17 protein-coding genes and 1 pseudogene are annotated in these 15,345 nt (G+C 54.2%); 7 read left to right on the forward strand and 11 right to left on the reverse strand.

All coding sequences use genetic code 11. The annotated features are described in order from the left end of the window. Positions 1 to 11: 11 nt before the first annotated feature. Genes ACSC94_RS02990 through gatC form a run of 3 tightly spaced genes read right to left on the reverse strand, consistent with a single transcriptional unit; the run spans position 12 to position 2,443 of the window. Positions 12 to 650, reverse strand: a complete 639-nt coding sequence (locus ACSC94_RS02990; RefSeq protein ID WP_435641585.1) for a hypothetical protein — start codon at positions 648 to 650, stop codon at positions 12 to 14. After that, positions 650 to 2,143, reverse strand: coding sequence for an Asp-tRNA(Asn)/Glu-tRNA(Gln) amidotransferase subunit GatA (gene gatA / locus ACSC94_RS02995; protein WP_435641586.1), 1,494 nt, complete (start codon positions 2,141 to 2,143; stop codon positions 650 to 652). Before gatA ends, ACSC94_RS02990 begins: the two co-directional genes overlap by 1 nt. 12 nt (positions 2,144 to 2,155) lie before the next feature. Then, positions 2,156 to 2,443: an Asp-tRNA(Asn)/Glu-tRNA(Gln) amidotransferase subunit GatC gene (gatC, locus tag ACSC94_RS03000; protein WP_435641587.1), complete on the reverse strand. Its 288-nt coding sequence runs from the start codon at positions 2,441 to 2,443 to the stop codon at positions 2,156 to 2,158. 65 nt (positions 2,444 to 2,508) lie between these two features. Between gatC and ruvX the strand changes: the two genes are divergently transcribed. Continuing rightward, positions 2,509 to 2,997 (forward strand): Holliday junction resolvase RuvX, encoded by a 489-nt coding sequence (gene ruvX, locus ACSC94_RS03005; protein ID WP_435641588.1) that lies wholly within the window; start codon positions 2,509 to 2,511, stop codon positions 2,995 to 2,997. On the opposite strand, the gene ACSC94_RS03010 is transcribed toward ruvX, so the two are convergent. The 3 genes from ACSC94_RS03010 to ACSC94_RS03020 all read right to left on the reverse strand — a co-directional run bounded on the left by ACSC94_RS03010 (position 2,975) and on the right by ACSC94_RS03020 (position 5,662). Beyond that, entirely contained in the window at positions 2,975 to 3,265 is a 291-nt protein-coding gene (locus ACSC94_RS03010) for a hypothetical protein (protein WP_435641589.1), read from the reverse strand. The genes ruvX and ACSC94_RS03010 overlap by 23 nt on opposite strands. Positions 3,266 to 3,348: 83 nt before the next feature. Beyond that, entirely contained in the window at positions 3,349 to 4,116 is a 768-nt protein-coding gene (locus ACSC94_RS03015; RefSeq protein ID WP_435641590.1) for a M48 family metallopeptidase, read from the reverse strand. A gap of 160 nt (positions 4,117 to 4,276) precedes the next feature. Next, positions 4,277 to 5,662: a polyhydroxyalkanoate depolymerase gene (locus ACSC94_RS03020; protein ID WP_435641591.1), complete on the reverse strand. Its 1,386-nt coding sequence runs from the start codon at positions 5,660 to 5,662 to the stop codon at positions 4,277 to 4,279. A 171-nt stretch (positions 5,663 to 5,833) separates the two neighbouring features. Here ACSC94_RS03020 and ACSC94_RS03025 point away from each other — a divergent pair, with 171 nt between their 5' ends. Beyond that, the gene (locus ACSC94_RS03025; RefSeq protein WP_435641592.1) at positions 5,834 to 6,802 is read left to right on the forward strand and encodes a PfkB family carbohydrate kinase; all 969 of its coding nucleotides are present in this window, start codon (positions 5,834 to 5,836) and stop codon (positions 6,800 to 6,802) included. A gap of 141 nt (positions 6,803 to 6,943) precedes the next feature. Then, positions 6,944 to 8,239: an NAD(P)/FAD-dependent oxidoreductase gene (locus ACSC94_RS03030; RefSeq protein WP_435641593.1), complete on the forward strand. Its 1,296-nt coding sequence runs from the start codon at positions 6,944 to 6,946 to the stop codon at positions 8,237 to 8,239. A 6-nt stretch (positions 8,240 to 8,245) separates the two neighbouring features. On the opposite strand, the gene ACSC94_RS03035 is transcribed toward ACSC94_RS03030, so the two are convergent. The 3 genes from ACSC94_RS03035 to ACSC94_RS03045 all read right to left on the reverse strand — a co-directional run bounded on the left by ACSC94_RS03035 (position 8,246) and on the right by ACSC94_RS03045 (position 10,663). Next, the gene (locus tag ACSC94_RS03035) at positions 8,246 to 8,800 is read right to left on the reverse strand and encodes a hypothetical protein (RefSeq protein WP_435641594.1); all 555 of its coding nucleotides are present in this window, start codon (positions 8,798 to 8,800) and stop codon (positions 8,246 to 8,248) included. A 35-nt stretch (positions 8,801 to 8,835) separates the two neighbouring features. Continuing rightward, positions 8,836 to 9,369 carry a hypothetical protein gene (locus ACSC94_RS03040; RefSeq protein WP_435641595.1) on the reverse strand — a complete coding sequence of 178 codons (534 nt, stop codon included), beginning with the start codon at positions 9,367 to 9,369 and terminating at the stop codon, positions 8,836 to 8,838. Positions 9,370 to 9,571: 202 nt separating this feature from the next. Further along, positions 9,572 to 10,663 carry a peptidoglycan-binding domain-containing protein gene (locus tag ACSC94_RS03045; RefSeq protein WP_435641596.1) on the reverse strand — a complete coding sequence of 364 codons (1,092 nt, stop codon included), beginning with the start codon at positions 10,661 to 10,663 and terminating at the stop codon, positions 9,572 to 9,574. On the opposite strand from ACSC94_RS03045, the gene ACSC94_RS03050 reads away from it, so the two are divergent. From ACSC94_RS03050 to tgt, 4 genes and pseudogenes are all read left to right on the forward strand, one after another. Next, the gene (locus tag ACSC94_RS03050) at positions 10,662 to 11,693 is read left to right on the forward strand and encodes a cobalamin biosynthesis protein (protein ID WP_435641597.1); all 1,032 of its coding nucleotides are present in this window, start codon (positions 10,662 to 10,664) and stop codon (positions 11,691 to 11,693) included. The genes ACSC94_RS03045 and ACSC94_RS03050 overlap by 2 nt on opposite strands. Before the next feature lie 105 nt (positions 11,694 to 11,798). Further along, positions 11,799 to 12,062 (forward strand): annotated as a pseudogene (rpmB, locus tag ACSC94_RS03055) (50S ribosomal protein L28); the annotation flags it as partial. A gap of 268 nt (positions 12,063 to 12,330) precedes the next feature. Continuing rightward, complete coding sequence (locus ACSC94_RS03060) at positions 12,331 to 12,783, forward strand: hypothetical protein (RefSeq protein ID WP_435641598.1); 453 nt, start codon at positions 12,331 to 12,333, stop codon at positions 12,781 to 12,783. A gap of 21 nt (positions 12,784 to 12,804) precedes the next feature. Next, positions 12,805 to 13,989: a tRNA guanosine(34) transglycosylase Tgt gene (tgt, locus tag ACSC94_RS03065; protein ID WP_435641599.1), complete on the forward strand. Its 1,185-nt coding sequence runs from the start codon at positions 12,805 to 12,807 to the stop codon at positions 13,987 to 13,989. A gap of 14 nt (positions 13,990 to 14,003) precedes the next feature. Here the strand turns inward: tgt and ACSC94_RS03070 are convergent, their stop codons facing one another. Together ACSC94_RS03070 and ACSC94_RS03075 are read right to left on the reverse strand one after the other, a co-directional pair. Next, entirely contained in the window at positions 14,004 to 14,924 is a 921-nt protein-coding gene (locus ACSC94_RS03070; RefSeq protein ID WP_435641600.1) for a hypothetical protein, read from the reverse strand. Beyond that, positions 14,921 to 15,343 carry a hypothetical protein gene (locus tag ACSC94_RS03075; protein ID WP_435641601.1) on the reverse strand — a complete coding sequence of 141 codons (423 nt, stop codon included), beginning with the start codon at positions 15,341 to 15,343 and terminating at the stop codon, positions 14,921 to 14,923. Before ACSC94_RS03075 ends, ACSC94_RS03070 begins: the two co-directional genes overlap by 4 nt. Positions 15,344 to 15,345 lie beyond the last annotated feature (2 nt).

The raw sequence follows: 15,345 nt of genomic DNA on the forward strand, positions 1-15,345 counted from the left end.
AAATTAAACTGTTACTTGCTGTTGCCTTCGCGCAGGCAGGAGAAAAGATTGTTGCTGGCCTGCTGGCGGAATGACGGGCTGCTCATAATCGCGGGCAGGGGGTCGCGCAGATCCGGGTTGTTGGCCAGAATGCTGCGCATCATCGCTTCGCCATCCGTTTCCAGATAAGCGGCAGAACGTTTTGACATGCAACGGCAAAGTTTCGGCATATCGCGCAAATCAAAATCCATGATTTTTTTGTCGCGCATACATTCATTGAACAACAAATCCTGCGCCGCCGTTTGCATGCACGGGCCATAAACCTGTGTCTGCATCCGGTACATCAGTTCTTTGCCCAGTTTGGTGGGCTTGCCGATAATGTCCAGCTCTTCCATGCTGAACCGCGACATCATCTTGACCGAGGTGCAGGAACACAACTCCGCCTGCGCGTCATCGCTCATCCGCTGGTCGTCGGCGGCCATGCATTGGGCGTAGTAATGATTGGCCCGGTCGGTCGTGATCGGCGTGCGCGTTTGCGGCGGCAGTTCTTCCTGTTCCTTGGCCTGTTCCTTGGCCTGTGTCTGGCTTTGGGTGCGGCTTTGCGCCTGTGCCGGTGTCGCCACCGCCACAAACGCCAAAACCGAAACAATCATGATCAGGAAGCGGATCATTATGCTGCTGCTTTCTTCACAACCATTTGCGGAACGGCGGTGAAGTTCGCGGCTTTCTCAATCACCTGCGACACGTTCAGAACGGTTTCCTCGTCCCACGGCTTGCCAATGATCTGCAAACCGAGGGGCAGGCCATCACCGCTCAAGCCCGCCGGAACGGACATGCCCGGCATGCCGGCCAATGATGCCGGAACCGTGAACACGTCGTTCAGGTACATCTTGATGGGGTCGTCTTCGTTTTCGCCAATGGCGAACGCGGCGGACGGAGCCGTCGGGGTCAGCAGAACGTCGCATTCCTTGTATGCGTTCAGGAAATCTTCCGAAATCAAACGGCGGATTTTCTGTGCCTTGGTGTAATACGCATCGTAATACCCGGCGGACAGAACATAGGTGCCGATCATGATCCGGCGGCGGACTTCTTCGCCAAAACCTTGTGCGCGGGTGTTTTCATACACTTCACGCAAATCATTCCCTTCGGCGCGCAGGCCGTAACGCACGCCGTCATAACGGGCGAGGTTGGACGAGCATTCCGCCGGAGCGATAATGTAATACGTCGCCAGCGAATATTTGGTGTGGGGCAGGGAGACATCAACGATCTCTGCACCCGCGTCTTTCAAATACGCTTTGCCTTCATCCCACAATTTTTGAATTTCGGCGGGCATGCCCTCAACCGCATATTCGCGCGGAATGCCGACTTTCATGCCCTTGACGCTTTTGCCCAGAGCGGCCACGAAGTCCGGTACCGGTTTGTTGGCGGATGTTGCATCCTTCGGGTCGTGCCCGGCGACGGATTTCAACAGCAATGCGCAATCTTCGGTGTTGCGGGCGAACACGCCCGGCTGATCCAGCGAAGATGCAAACGCCACAACGCCCCAGCGGGAGCAACGGCCATAGGTCGGCTTAATCCCGGCAATGCCACAGAAGCTGGCCGGTTGGCGGATGGAACCACCCGTATCCGTCCCCGTCGCACCCATGCAGGAGCGCGCGGCCACAGCAGCGGATGACCCACCGGATGAACCACCCGGAACCAGATCGGCATTATCGCCGTTATTGCGTTTCCACGGGCTGATCACGTTGCCGAATGCGCTGGTCGTGTTGGACGATCCCATCGCAAATTCGTCGAGGTTCAGCTTGCCCATAAACACCGCGCCGTCATTCAACAATTTGGTCGTGACGGTGGATTCGTAATGCGGCACAAAATTGCCCAGAATTTTGCTGGCCGCCGTGGTGCGGATACCGTTGGTGCAGAACAGGTCTTTAATGCCCAGCGGGATACCATCCAGCGCACCGTTCTTGCCTGCTTCGTACCGTGCATCGGATTCTGCGGCCTGTTTCATGGCCACGTCCGGCGTTTCGGTGATATAGGCGTTCAGATGGCGGGTGTTCTCCATCACCTTCACATGCGCGGCGGTCAATTCGGTCGCGGTGAATTCTTTTTTCTTCAGGCCGTCCAAAGCGGAGGCAATGGTCAGATCGGTCAGGGTGCTGCTCATAATCTTCAATCCTTACTCAACGACTTTGGGAACGACGAAGAAGCCTTCCATGGCTTCCGGCGCATTGGCCAGTACATCGGACTGGATATTTCCGTCCGTGACCTTGTCCGCGCGCAGTTCCATTTCCATGTTCACCACGCTGGCCAGCGGGGCGACATTGTCGGTATTAACTTCGCCCAACTGCTCAACCCATTTCAGCAAACCGCCCAATTGGGGGGCCAGCTTGTCGGCCTGTTCTTCGGTAATGGCCAGACGGGCGAGGGTGGCGACTTTCTTAACGGTGGCTTTGTCCATCGACATGCTTGTGAATCCTCTCAGAAATGCTTAGATTTTGTATACTTCCCAGCCACAGGACGCAAGCCCAGATGCCAGCAGAAACCCTCGAAAAAATCGCCGGAACCCGGCCCCGCAACGTCCGTCTGATGGGGCTGGATCTGGGGACAAAAACCATTGGGGTGGCCATTTCGGATTCGGCCCATTCCATTGCAACCCCGGTCCGGGTGGTGCAACGGACCAAATTCACCCGCGATATCGTGGAATTGGGCAAGATTATCCGCGATTATGACATCGGTGGATATGTCTTGGGATATCCCCTGAACATGGATGGAACCATGGGCCCAAGGTGCGACGCCGTGCAATCCTTCGCCGCCGAAATGCTCAACCACCCCGACATTTTCGGCGAAAAACCGTGGATCGCCCTGTGGGATGAACGCCTGTCCACCGCCGCCATGACCGATTTTCTGATCGATACTGTGGATATCTCAAGAACAAAGCGAAAACAGGTGATTGATAAACTGGCCGCCCAATACATCCTGCAGGGTGCGCTGGATTTTATACAGGCTTCGGGGCTGTAGAGGACACCCGGTCATACGCTTCCAACACCAGCTTCACGCGGTCCTGAGCCTTCCAGACTTGGCGAATATCCGCCCCTTGATTGTTGTGTCTGTCCCACGCATCCCGCAAATTGCTTTCCGCACGGTCATAAACGCGGCAAAAAGCCAGCAACAGATCATACGGGCGGTTGGTGTCCTGATCGACTTCCAGAATAGCGCGATAATTCGGGGGGGCGGCGGTGTGCGTCGCTTTAATGTTAATGTGTGAGGTCCGAGATTTAAGGCTCATGTCCGGCTCCGATAGAGTGAATTTCGGAGGGGACGTAGCCGATTACGGGGCAATCGCGCAAGAATAATCGTATGGGGTGGGCGTTAGCTATCCTGCCCAAACCGCATCAAACTATGCCCATTCTTCTGCATCCAGTCATAGCCGAAATCGAAATCATCGCTCAGCTTTTCGCATTGCGTCCAAAATCGTTGGCTGTGGTCCATGACTTTCAGGTGGGCGACTTCGTGGGCGATGACGTAGTCCATGGCCAATGGCGGGGCGAATATCAGGCGCCAGGAAAATGACATTTTGCCATCTTCGGAACAACTGCCCCAGCGGCTGCGCGTGTCGCGGACGGTGATGGATTGAATTTTTTTGTTGCGATCGATCTGCTTGGCTTTTTCATGCGCCATCTCGGTGATCGCGTCGCTGGCCAGTTGGCGCAGGAAACGCTTGATGCGCGGGGCCACATCTTCTTTGTTCGTTTTGACGATCAAGGTGCGCGGTTTCAATTCAATGTCCGTCATTTTTAATTTCGGATCATAGTGGATGTGCAGCGTGACATCGTGCCCCATGATGGGCAGGATCGCACCATCCACAAACGGAACCGGTTCCGGCAAATCTTCCAGACGTTTTTCAACCCATAATTTATTCTGACGCGCGAAATCCAGCGCGCGTTCCATGCTGGCACGGTGGGGGACGATCAAATGCACCACGCGCGCGGCCGGGTCCAGCCGCAAGGCCATGCGGCGGGCGCGTTTGCTGACGGTCAGGCGCAGGCAGGGGTGAATGGCGTTCACGGCCTGTTGCGCTCTGGCAAGGGTGTCCTTGTCACGGTTTTTTCCGCCTTTGGTTGATGTTGTCCGGACCATCCTAGCCCGACCCTTTCGTCTGTTACAAAGAATAAATATATGGGGTAAGCCCGGTGGGATTCCAGGTGCGGCGCCCATTCAAAATAGGGCCGTTTAAACCGGAGCCAGAGGGGGTACACCACACTCATCAGCCCCGGTCAGAAACCTTTTCGGGGCTGAATTATTCCGCGGCTTCCGTCATCTTCTCGGATTTCTTCGCTTTCGCGGTCCGGCTGCGGACGGCCTCGATCCCGTGCAATTTCACGTCCCAATGGGTTGGGGCGATATCGGGGACCTTTTTCAAATCAGCGGCCGGAATCGGGTCGCGTTTTGAATCATGGGCGCGCATGAAATGGCGAATGCGCGGCATGATCAATGTGCGCCAGCGGCTGCCGTTGAAAATGCCGTAATGGCCGACATTTTCCTGGAAATGGTGGAATTGCTTTTCCGCGGGCAGGTTGGTGGCAATCACATGCGCCGCCGTGGTCTGGCCGTGCGCGGAAATATCGTCCAATTCCCCTTCGATGGTCAGCAGGGCGGTTTTGCGAATGGCGGATGGATCAACGCGGTGGACGCGGCCACTCAACGGGTCTTTCCATGTCATCTCGCCCTTGGGCAAGGCATGTTTCTGGAATACGGTTTCCACGGTCTGCAGATAGAAATCCGCATCCATATCCATCACGGCCAGATATTCGTCGTAAAATTCGCGGTGGCGTTCGGCGGATTCACCGTCGCCTTGAACCAGATGGTTATAAAACTCCACATGCGATCCCACATGGCGGTCCAAATTCATCGACATGAATCCGCTCAGTTGCAGGAAGCCGGGGTAAACGCGGCGATGCGCGGCGGGGTAATAAAACGGAACGGGTGACACAACGGTTTTTTCAAACCAGCTCAACGGGCGTTCTTCGGCCAGTTCGGTCACGGCGGTTTTGGATATGCGCGTATCAATCGGCCCGCCCATCAATGTCATGCTGAGCGGTGTGTTCGGGTCTTCATCCGCTTCCATCAAGGCGATGGCGGCAAAGACGGGGACGGCGGGCTGGCATACCGCCACCACATGCACATCCGGACCCAGCAGGGTCAGGAATTCGCGGACATAAGCGATATAGCTGTCCAGATCAAAGCGGCCTTCGGTCAACGGCACTTGCCGCGCGTCTTTCCAATCGGTGATGTACACATCATGGTGCGGCAGCAATGCCTCGACCGTACCGCGCAGCAAAGTGGCGTAGTGGCCGGACATTGGGGCAACGATCAACACGCGCGGATCGTTGCGGCGTTCCATGCGGCGGAAATGGATCAGGTTACAGAACGGGCGCTCGGATACGATGTGTTCGGTCACATCAACCGTGCGGCCATCGATCTGTGTGGTTTTCAAACCGAATTCCGGTTTTGCAAATTTGCGCGTGGATCGTTCAAACAATTCCGCCCCGGCGGCAATGGTGCGACCCAGCGGCGTGTAGGACAGTGGATTGTTTGGATTGGCCCATGCGTTGCGGGTCATCTCTGCCGTCAGGCGGGCAGGGGTCATAAACGCATGATGAATATCGAACAGGTGATAAAGCACTCTTTACACTCACATAATTTTAAACGCGGTTCACAAACACTAGCACTATTATACGCTTCAAATCGTTAAATTGTGCGATACAACATAAAATACATGATAAATAGCCGAACATATTGACAAAGAAAGATTTTTTCTTTACATAACCGCCTCCTTTTCAGGGAAGGGGCCCCTATGCTGTTTATTGGTGATTTGGTTGTTGATTGCACCGCCCGGGTAACCGATGGCGATCTGGCCCGCTGGGGGCTGGTCAAGGGCCGCCGCAAAACCGTGGACCCGGCCTTTATCAACGACCTCCTGACCCAGATCGAAGACCGTAGCTTCTGCGGCGGCGGCTCCACGGGCAACACGGCATTCGCCTATGCCGGGCTGGGCGGGCAGGGCACATACCTGACCGCGATGGCGTCGGATGATTATGCCGCTCTGTCCTTGCGTGAATTGGAATCCGTTGGACTGGATGTTCTGGTCAACGGCGCACCCGTGCCCGGATCATACAGCAATATCTGCCTGTGCCTCGTCACGCCGGACGGCGAACGCACCATGCTGATGGGCGCGGAAACATGTTTCTGCAGCATCCCGTTCGTGATTGAAACATTGCAGACACAGGATCACCCCTCCATTTTCATGACGGCCTATTCCGCGATTGGTTTCGGCATTGAAGGGTTCCGCCAGATTGCGGAAACGGCTTTAAATGCTGGTAAAAACGTGTATCTGTCGCTGTCTAACCCGGTGCTGGCCGCCAATCACCGCGATGCGTGGATTGATCTGATGCGCGCCGGCGCATCGGTGTTCAGCAATCAGGGTGAATTTTCCCCGCTGCTGGATGGCAGGCCCGCGCACTCTCTGCAAAATTTTCTGTCCGGTGATGCCTTTGCCGCGATGACCGATGGCGAACATGGTGCGCACATCGTGACCACGAATGACGTGCTGCAAACTGCGGCCGTTTCTGTGACGTATGTGAAGAACACAACCGGGGCCGGGGACCATTACGCCGCCGGGTTCCTGTTCGGTTTATCGCGGGGCATGGACCTGGCCGACTGCGCCCGGTTTGCCGCGCAACTGGCTGCCCGCAAGGTTGCCGCCCCCGCCAGCCGTCTGGAAAAAGAGGTTCTGGCCGGGTTCGTTGGGTCGGCTGCGGCCTAAATTCTGCAAATAAAACAATATGTTATTTCGATACTGTTCACCGTGCAGGTGCAGCAGGGCTTTTTCTTTATACCGGCCAAACGCCGGATTAAACTCCCCCTCCGCTGAATGCGGGTACAATAATAAAGGGAGTTTCAAATCATGCTGATGCGCAAGCCAACCGATTATATCGACACCTATTACCGCGACACGATGCAGGGCGCGCGCGCCTATGATCCGCTGGTCGATACGGTGCAGGCCGATGTGTGCGTGATCGGTGGCGGTCTGGCGGGTTTGAACACGGCGCTTGGTTTGGTTGAACGCGGACGTGGCGCCGTGGTGATCGAGGCCGCGCGTATCGGCTGGGGTGCTTCGGGCCGCAATGGCGGGTTCGTGGCCAAGGGCTATGCCTGTGATCTGGCGAAGTTGAAAAAGAAAGTCGGGCTGGATCATGCCCGCGCGCTGGTCAACCTGACCAAAGACGCCCGCGCGATGATTAAAACGCGTATCAATGACCTCAATATTCCCTGCGGCCCGCTGCGCCCCGGTGTTTTGACCGTGTCATGGAAAGACAATCCCGATGCGGTGCGCGCCATTGTCGATGACATGAACAATTCCTACGATCTGGGCTTTGAATTCTGGGGCACGGACAAAGTGCGCAGCCAATGCCACACCGATAAATATTTCGATGGCGTGTATTCCCCCGGCGATTTCCAATTCCACCCGCTGACCTATGTTCAGGGACTGGCCAACAATATCGTCGAACGCGGCGGAAAAATTTACGAAGGGTCCAAAGCCACAAAAATCACCCAGATGCCATCGGGGCGCTGGCGTATCGAGGTGGGCAGCGGCGGCGTGGTCGAAGCCGAACACGTTGTCCTGTGCTGTTCCATCTATGTCAACGGGTTGGATAAACGCTTGCGCAATGCGGCGTTCCCGGTGCGCACCTTTGTCATGGTGACCGAACCGGTGGACCCGGCGGATCTGAAAACTTCCATCGACACCGAACACGCCATCTATGACATGCGCTTCGCCAGCGATTATTACCGCGTGTTGCCCGATAACCGCATTATGTGGGGTGGCCGCGTCAGCGTGGGCCGCGACCCGGCGAAGATTGCCGAACTTCTGCACGGCGACATGTTGAAGGTTTATCCGCAATTGCGCGGGCGTGTGAAAGCCGAATATGGCTGGTCCGGCGATTTGTGCTACGCCCCGCACAAAATGCCGCAAATTGGCCAACTGGCGCCGAATTACTGGTACGCCACCTGCTTCGGCGGCCACGGCCTGGCCCCAACCACAGTCGGCGGCGAAATGATCGCGGGCGCGATTGCGGACAAAGACGACCGCTACAAACTCTTCTCCCCCTTCGGTCTGAACTTCGCTGGTGGGCCGTTGGCGCCGTATATCGCGCAAAGCGTATACTGGTGGTGGCGCGCGCGGGATTATATTGGGGGGTAGGGGCGTCTATCTTGCGCGCTGCGCTGTGTTTATTTTTGCAATAAGCATCAATGACGCAATGTAGGCGGCAACGCCAAAAATAATCAAAGATAAGACATTGCCGATAAAATCCGCAATCGCCACATCCTCGCCGACAGCGTCGGTGAGGATTACGTATATGCTCCCTAAAAATAGAGTTGATGTTATGAGGAGAAGGGTAATAACGGTGCCCATCGAAAAAACTTCTGCGCAGTCTTTTGAAGATTGCGCAAGGGTGAGCGTCTTACTGGTTCGGGGATAATGTCTCACAATCAAAAAATTTTTCGTCATATGAGAGAAGATGTATCCAATAGCTACAATATTAAGCCAAGCTGGAAATAGCAGGCTTATCGAAAGAAGGACAAGAAACAGAAGGTTTATAATATTACTCCACCGCGCACCGTTCTGCAGAAGAAGGATCCCTTGTTCATCAAGAACAACACCTTTCCCCATAATGCCAAATGGGTAGAATATTTTCTTCCCATTTCCTGTATTTTTAAATTGTAAGGACTGCATTTTCTGGAGAAAGGTGTGTGATGTCATTGCGGCGCTTTCGTGATGCTCTCTGTTTTTCTTCGTTAGGCTTGACTGAGATTACCAAGGTGTTGCGTCAGCAGCTCAATGTTTCTTTTGCCCTTGCCGTAGTCTGTTTTTGTTGTGGCTAAAAGGGGCGCGCTTTCTATCCTCACAATTGTTACTCCCGTTTCTGGGGAAGATAGAGAGATTAGGATTTTTTCTCCAAAACTTTCCCATGTCATCTTCGTGCGTGCAGAGATAACGCCTTGGTCCATATCTGATTTTATTATTTTTGCATTCATGGCATGAAGGGCGTGTACACAGTGTTGGTACATCGTAGGTAACGCCAGGTTATATGTCATCATAGTGTTCTGTATGGGGGAGATTTTTAGGTTCTTGCCATCTTTACCGCTCTTTCTTTCCTTTAAAATTAGGAAATCATCCATAACATGCGCGATGGCGAGGCCTGCAATCGCAGCTCCAACCAGCCCTACCGGAATCCCTAGTGTGGGTTGGTAAAGAATGCTGAGGTATATGCTTAAAAAGGGCCATGTTGCGAATGTCGTGATAGCGAATATTTTTATGAATCTATTCATTTCGTCTGTGTCCCATTTTCCTTTTTACACGCGTAAAATGCTTCTCTCGCTTGCTTCTCATCGATTTCTGCTTGTTCGACGACGGGAAGAAGGTTTTCAGAAATTTGATTTTGTACTTCTAAAATCTTGTCTTTTGTTTCTTTAATTTCAATTCTTATCTCAATATCTGTCTTTTGTCCTGTGGCTAAATCTGTTGCTTCCTCTAATAGGCCCCAATATTCGAACCTGCACTAAAGCCAGGCGCAAAACCTCCTGGGCCTGCAACAGCCCCTCCAATTGCGCCGCCAACCACGCCGCCGGCAGCTTTTGCGTTTCCTTTGTCCCCGCCGACCAGTTTTGTTTCTTTTCGAAGGAGTTCTTCTAGTTGTTGAAGTTGCTCCCCGAGTGCGTTTTTTTCATTTTCCGCTCTTGTTAGATCTTGCTTAGCAATAAACAATTTGGCGTTGGTGTTTGTCCATATTTTTTCCAGTTCATCGCAGTTGTCTTCAGGCTTGTTACCCTCTTGATCGCCTGTCGGTTCTGGAGGTGTAGGCTGTTCTGGGGTGGTACTTCCTGTATCTTCCGGATTGTTTGAGTTTTGAAAACCTGACGGCTTGTTATGGCTGTTGAAGGCCTGCTCGGTTTCGCCATTCGGTTCTAGCCAGCCATCAACGGTTAGGCCGTTATTACGTTGAAATGATCTAATCCCCTTAACGGTATCGTTGTCCAAAATTCCCGTGGGTTCAAAGCGTTTTAATGGGGACGCATAGCCAAGCGTACTGAGTTTTTGTTGTACGGCAATTACATCCGACGCTTCATTTTTGCGATTGTTCCCCACACTGTTCGTTAATATGGTTTTCTGAGGGGTTGGTTCGCTCTGATCTTGTTTCAGAAAGGCGCGTTGAACTGCGCGCTCCGTTTCTCCATTAGGGTACATCAATCCATCAATGACAAGCCCATTATCTTGTTGGAATGAGCGGATGGCACGGTCGAGTTTACGATCAAGTATCCCATTGTCTTGGTCTCCATCATAGAAGCCCAATTGTGAAAATAGGCGCTTCGTGTTGGTCACATCGTCGCTGTCGTTTTTCAGATTGTTACCAACGGGGGTTTTCAAAGTCAGGGTTGGCTGCCTGTTCCAATTTTTAAACATATTGTTTTCCTTGATCGCTGTTAAAAACAAAAAACCCCACAGCGCGGACGCATGTGGGGTGGTGACGGTTTGATTATACCCAAAATAGGAATAAATTCCAGTTCTTTTTTGCTGGGTTTTGCCGCTTTCTTTGCCCGGACTTGATGCTAAACTCCACCCCATGACCGATCTTCTCACCTATATCCATTCCCTGTTATTCGATCCCACCCGCATCCCTCTGGCGATGGGGGCGATTATGACGGTTGCCATTTTTGGGGTGGCCACGGGGCCCATGCGGGGGAATGCCAATCCGTTGTTCTGGGCCGTTGTGAACGGGTTGTTCGGTGGGTTCGGGGCGCGGTTGGACCGGGTGCAGCGCACCCCGGCGGATCTGATGATGCGCGGGTTTTTTGTCACCGTTCTGGGGTTGGGGTTCTTCTATCTGTGCGCGCGGTTGGCGGGCAGTGCGGCGTTTTTCTATCCGGCGGCGGGGCTGACGGAGGTGGTGCTGCTGTCGCTGTGCCTGAGCGCGGGCACGATCTGGTATGCGCTGCTGAAACTGTTTTTCGCGTTGAAGGACAAGAAGGTGGGCAAGGGGGCGTATTATACGATCGCGTCCTCCAGCCGGTGCGATTTGTCGGCCAGCGATGATTTTACGATTACCCGTGTGGGCATGGCCTTGGCCGCCCGGAATTTTGACAAGGGGCTGGTGGCTCCGGTCGTGTGGTATTTGATCGCCGGGTTGCCGGGGGCGTTTATCTATACCGGGTTGGCGGCGATGGCGTGGCGGTTTGGCAAGGATGGGTTCACCAAGGGCTTCGGGCGTTTGCCGTTGGTTTTGGAACGGCTGATGGGCTTTGTTCCGACCCTGCTGGCCGGGTTTTTGCTGGCTGCGGCCGGGTTGTTGACCCCGACCGGGGGCATGACCCGGGCCTTTATCGGGATTTTTGGGGCCGGGAAGGGCCGCGCACCCTATGACCAGGGGGGGCAGCCGGTGACGGCCATGGCCTGGTCCCTGGGCGTCAGTCTGGGCGGCCCGAATCAAGATCTGGACGGCTCCGCCCTGCAACGGGACTGGGTCGGGCCAGAGGTGGCCACGGCCCGGCTGGAGGCCAGCCATTTGCGCCGGGCTATCTATCTGCATTTAATGGCGGTTTTACTGCTGTTGGCGGCCTTGGGCGGGGGACTGTTCTGGGGCAGTATCGGGCTGTAAAACCCGGCCTTTTAAAAGTCATAGGAAACGCTTGACTTCCCCCGGATTCATCGACTATTGTCCGCACCTGTTTTGGAAAACCAGTAAAACTACAGGATTTATGCCATGAGCCGCCGCTGCACCGTTACCGGAAAAGGCGTTATGACCGGGAACAACGTTTCCCACGCTAAAAACCGCACCCGTCGCCGTTTCTTGCCGAGCGTTAAGCGCACCGGCCTGTTCAGCGATATTCTGGGTCGCTTTGTTGACGTGAAATTGTCCGTAAACGGCATTCGCACGGTTGAACACAATGGCGGTCTGGACGCGTTCTTGCTGGACACCCCGAAGACGAAATTGGACCCGAAGCTGCGCGCTTATCGCCGCACGCTGTCCAAGAAAGTCGCGAACGGCGCCGTGAACCCGGTTGTTTTCGAAAAGAAAGCAATCCCGAAGGGTAAAAAAGGCAACATTTCGGCGCGTCTGCTGAAGAAAAAAGCTGCGAAAGCTGCTGCCGCGAAATAATTATTGGGCCGTCTGGTCCCATTGAATAAAAAGCCCCCGTTATGGGGGCTTTTGTTTTTCGTAAAGTTTGCAAGGCAGAGCGGATAGCCCTATAAAACAAGCTGATTTTCAACAAGGGATATAGGGATAAAAAATCATGGCTAAAGCAACGTTGTACAAATCTTTGGTCGCGGCGTTTGCCGTTGTAAATGCGATTACCTTTGCAGACAGCACAATCATTGCGCACACCGTGCACAGTGGCCCGCACGCACCGAAGGTCAGCCTGGATCAAGTCGGCATGCACGCCGGAATGACTCCGTTGATGAATATGTATCAGTGGACGGCCAAAGATCTTGATTCCCGTTCTTTGACGGCCCGCGCACCGCTCAGCTATATCGCAGCGGCTTCTGGCGCTGTGTTGCCACCGGTGGCTGATGGTGCCGTCGGTCTGGTTGTATCAGTGCTGGGCGCACCGGGCTCTGTCGTCGGGCACTGGACGGGTGTTGCGACGGGCAAAACCTTTGCATCTGCAACCGATGTAAAAACACAGGCTGACAAAGCGCTGGCCGAGCGGTTCAAGCCTCAGATGAACCGTTTTCCAAACCTCTAACCTGAAAGAAACGCGTACCCTATGCTGACCTATCCGAATTTCGCCTTTGATGTTTTGCATCGTGATCAAAACGGTACGCGCGCGCGTATCGGGCGTCTGGTCACGCCGCATGGCACGATTGAAACGCCGAACTACATTTTCTGCGGTACCAAGGGTGCGATTAAAAACCTGTCGCCGATGCAAATGCGCGAGGCGGGTGCGGATATTATTCTGGGCAATACCTACCATTTGATGATCCAGCCGGGTGCGGATTTGATTGAACGGATGGGCGGTTTGCATGAATTTAACCGTTGGGACGGTCCGATGATGACCGATTCCGGCGGGTTCCAGATTTTCTCTATGGGGCATGGCGGCGTTGCCGATGAAATCAAGGGGCGCAGCAATAACAAAGCCCGCGGAAAATCCCTGCTGGAAATATCGGAGGAGGGCGCGCGTTTCAAATCATACTGGGATGGCAGCATCCTGAACCTGACGCCGGAAGAATCCATTTCCATCCAGCGTAAAGTCGGCGCGGATTTGATTTACCAATTCGATGAATGCACGGCGTACCACGTTGAACGATCCTACACCGAAGAATCCATGCATCGCTCCCACCGTTGGGGTGATCGTTCCATCGCCGAATTTGAACGCGGCCATGATGGGCGGCAAGCGTTGTACGGCATTGTCCAAGGCGGCGTGTACAAAGATTTGCGTGATATCAGTTGCGCATGGACGGCGGAAAAACCGTTCTTTGGTACGGCGATTGGCGGGTGCCTTGGTGGTTCGACGGAAGAGTTTTACGAGATCACCGGATGGTGCATGGAAAAAATCCATCCCGATCGCCCGGTCCACTTGCTGGGCATAGGCGCGATCCGTGATATTTTCGCCTGTGTCCGTTTGGGTATTGATACGTTCGATTGCGTGTCCCCGACTCGCATTGCTCGCCATGGCTGGGCGTTGACCAAGGGTGGTTCGGGCCGCATGAATTTGCGCAACGCGCAGTACCGCGAAGATAAAGAACCGCTGGACGCGTCCCTCGGTATTCCGGCCAGCGCCCATTTCTCCCGCTCGTATATCCACCATTTGCTGAAGGTGGGCGAGTTGCTGGCGACGCAGTTGATCGCCCAGCACAACGTGGCGGTGATGACCCGCCTGATGCGCGAAATCCGCGCGGCCATTAAAAATGGCACGCTGGATTCACTGGAACGTGAATGGATTGAGGATTAAGGGAGCGGTGGCCCTTATACGGGGCCGCCCGCCTTTAAGGTTGGATGCGCCTGAACCGTTGCCCGCGGTTGCGCGATAAACAGTTTATCAAGGCTATCCAGAATATCGCGGGTCAGGCCGATTTCAGAATTGCCGTACCCCGAACTCACGGTGCCCGTGCTTTTCATTGAACGGTCTTTGTTTCTGAAATTCTCACCATTGGCCAGCCGGGTGAACTGTTCAACATTGCTGAACGCGTTCGCCTGTTTTTGTTCCAACGTGTCCTGAATGGTCGAGATGATGTGTTTCAAATCGTTCAGCGGCAGGTGTTTTTGCGAATCCAATGTGTAATCGCCCAACCGTTCCATCATCTTTTCGTCCAGATGCGCGGTTTCGTCTTTGCTGAGATCGTCATACAGGCTTTGGATATTCGAGAACAAAGACGGTGGCAGAATGGCATATCCAAACGGGTTTTCCAGTTTTGGTACCAGTGTGGGGATCGTGTCCAGAATGCGTTCAATCCGATGCGTCACAGTTTTGTAGGTCGCCAGTTTTTCCTTCGCTGCGGTCAGGGGGGATTGGCCGTTGCATTGCCATTCCATCATGTCGCGCACGTTGGTGCGGTGCATTTTTTCACGGACGTCCGCCAATTCTGCGGCGGCAATATCATATTCCTTGCGGTAATCATTGCGCACGGATTCAACAACGGCCTGCATCCGAACCAATGACTGTGGTGTGCAGGGGTTGTGCAGGTCGCGCCAGAAGCTGTCTGCGACCTTGCCCTTTTTGTCGAATGACATGGCGTTACCGGGAATGAATCGTTTATGGCTCAACGTATCCCAGTAAAATTCGTTCAAATCTTCTTTCAATGATGCAGGAATGGCGACGCTATAAGCCTGCGGTGCTTTACGTTCGCGGGCGGCCAGATCAAAAACATTGCGCGGTGTCTCGGTCATCGTGGGTCTACTCCTGTTTCAGCTTTTTTATTGGGACGTGCGAATGGGCGCACATCCCCTTTTGGGTTTTGTTGAATCATACGGGACAGATCATCCAGAACGCTGTCGATCAAACCGACCTGCTGCGTATCCTGATGGTCTTGAAAATAGGGGCGGATGTTTTGCATGATCGATTGCAGGTCGCTTAAAACAACAGGGGCCTGCATGTCGAACGCATAGCCGGACAAGCGCACGCGGTGTTCCAGTTTGAAACCGCGCGCTTCAAACGCTGCGTAATCCATCACATGGCGGCCCAGAACTTTTTCGTAAATCTGTTTTACCCCTTGGCGCACTTCATCGGGCAGGGATACGGCGGCGCGGGGCGGCTTTTTCCCGGCGGCGGTGGCAATATCAAAGACGTTACGCGGCTTTTGATCCATGG

This window comes from Micavibrio aeruginosavorus, from assembly GCF_051245535.1.
Classification (GTDB): Bacteria; Pseudomonadota; Alphaproteobacteria; order Micavibrionales; family Micavibrionaceae; genus Micavibrio; species Micavibrio aeruginosavorus_D.

Excerpts from the sequence above, each read along its gene's own strand:
- gatA (WP_435641586.1), bottom strand. The coding sequence starts at position 2,143 with ATGAGCAGCACCCTGACCGATCTGACCATTGCCTCCGCTTTGGACGGC.
- ACSC94_RS03025 (WP_435641592.1), top strand. The coding sequence starts at position 5,834 with ATGCTGTTTATTGGTGATTTGGTTGTTGATTGCACCGCCCGGGTAACC.
- ACSC94_RS03070 (WP_435641600.1), bottom strand. The coding sequence starts at position 14,924 with ATGACCGAGACACCGCGCAATGTTTTTGATCTGGCCGCCCGCGAACGT.
- gatC (WP_435641587.1), bottom strand. The coding sequence starts at position 2,443 with ATGTCGATGGACAAAGCCACCGTTAAGAAAGTCGCCACCCTCGCCCGT.
- ACSC94_RS03075 (WP_435641601.1), bottom strand. The coding sequence starts at position 15,343 with ATGGATCAAAAGCCGCGTAACGTCTTTGATATTGCCACCGCCGCCGGG.
- ACSC94_RS03040 (WP_435641595.1), bottom strand. The coding sequence starts at position 9,369 with ATGAATAGATTCATAAAAATATTCGCTATCACGACATTCGCAACATGG.
- ACSC94_RS02990 (WP_435641585.1), bottom strand. The coding sequence starts at position 650 with ATGATCCGCTTCCTGATCATGATTGTTTCGGTTTTGGCGTTTGTGGCG.
- ruvX (WP_435641588.1), top strand. The coding sequence starts at position 2,509 with ATGCCAGCAGAAACCCTCGAAAAAATCGCCGGAACCCGGCCCCGCAAC.
- ACSC94_RS03010 (WP_435641589.1), bottom strand. The coding sequence starts at position 3,265 with ATGAGCCTTAAATCTCGGACCTCACACATTAACATTAAAGCGACGCAC.
- ACSC94_RS03030 (WP_435641593.1), top strand. The coding sequence starts at position 6,944 with ATGCTGATGCGCAAGCCAACCGATTATATCGACACCTATTACCGCGAC.
- ACSC94_RS03050 (WP_435641597.1), top strand. The coding sequence starts at position 10,662 with ATGACCGATCTTCTCACCTATATCCATTCCCTGTTATTCGATCCCACC.
- ACSC94_RS03035 (WP_435641594.1), bottom strand. The coding sequence starts at position 8,800 with ATGACATCACACACCTTTCTCCAGAAAATGCAGTCCTTACAATTTAAA.
- ACSC94_RS03060 (WP_435641598.1), top strand. The coding sequence starts at position 12,331 with ATGGCTAAAGCAACGTTGTACAAATCTTTGGTCGCGGCGTTTGCCGTT.
- tgt (WP_435641599.1), top strand. The coding sequence starts at position 12,805 with ATGCTGACCTATCCGAATTTCGCCTTTGATGTTTTGCATCGTGATCAA.
- ACSC94_RS03045 (WP_435641596.1), bottom strand. The coding sequence starts at position 10,663 with ATGGGGTGGAGTTTAGCATCAAGTCCGGGCAAAGAAAGCGGCAAAACC.
- ACSC94_RS03015 (WP_435641590.1), bottom strand. The coding sequence starts at position 4,116 with ATGGTCCGGACAACATCAACCAAAGGCGGAAAAAACCGTGACAAGGAC.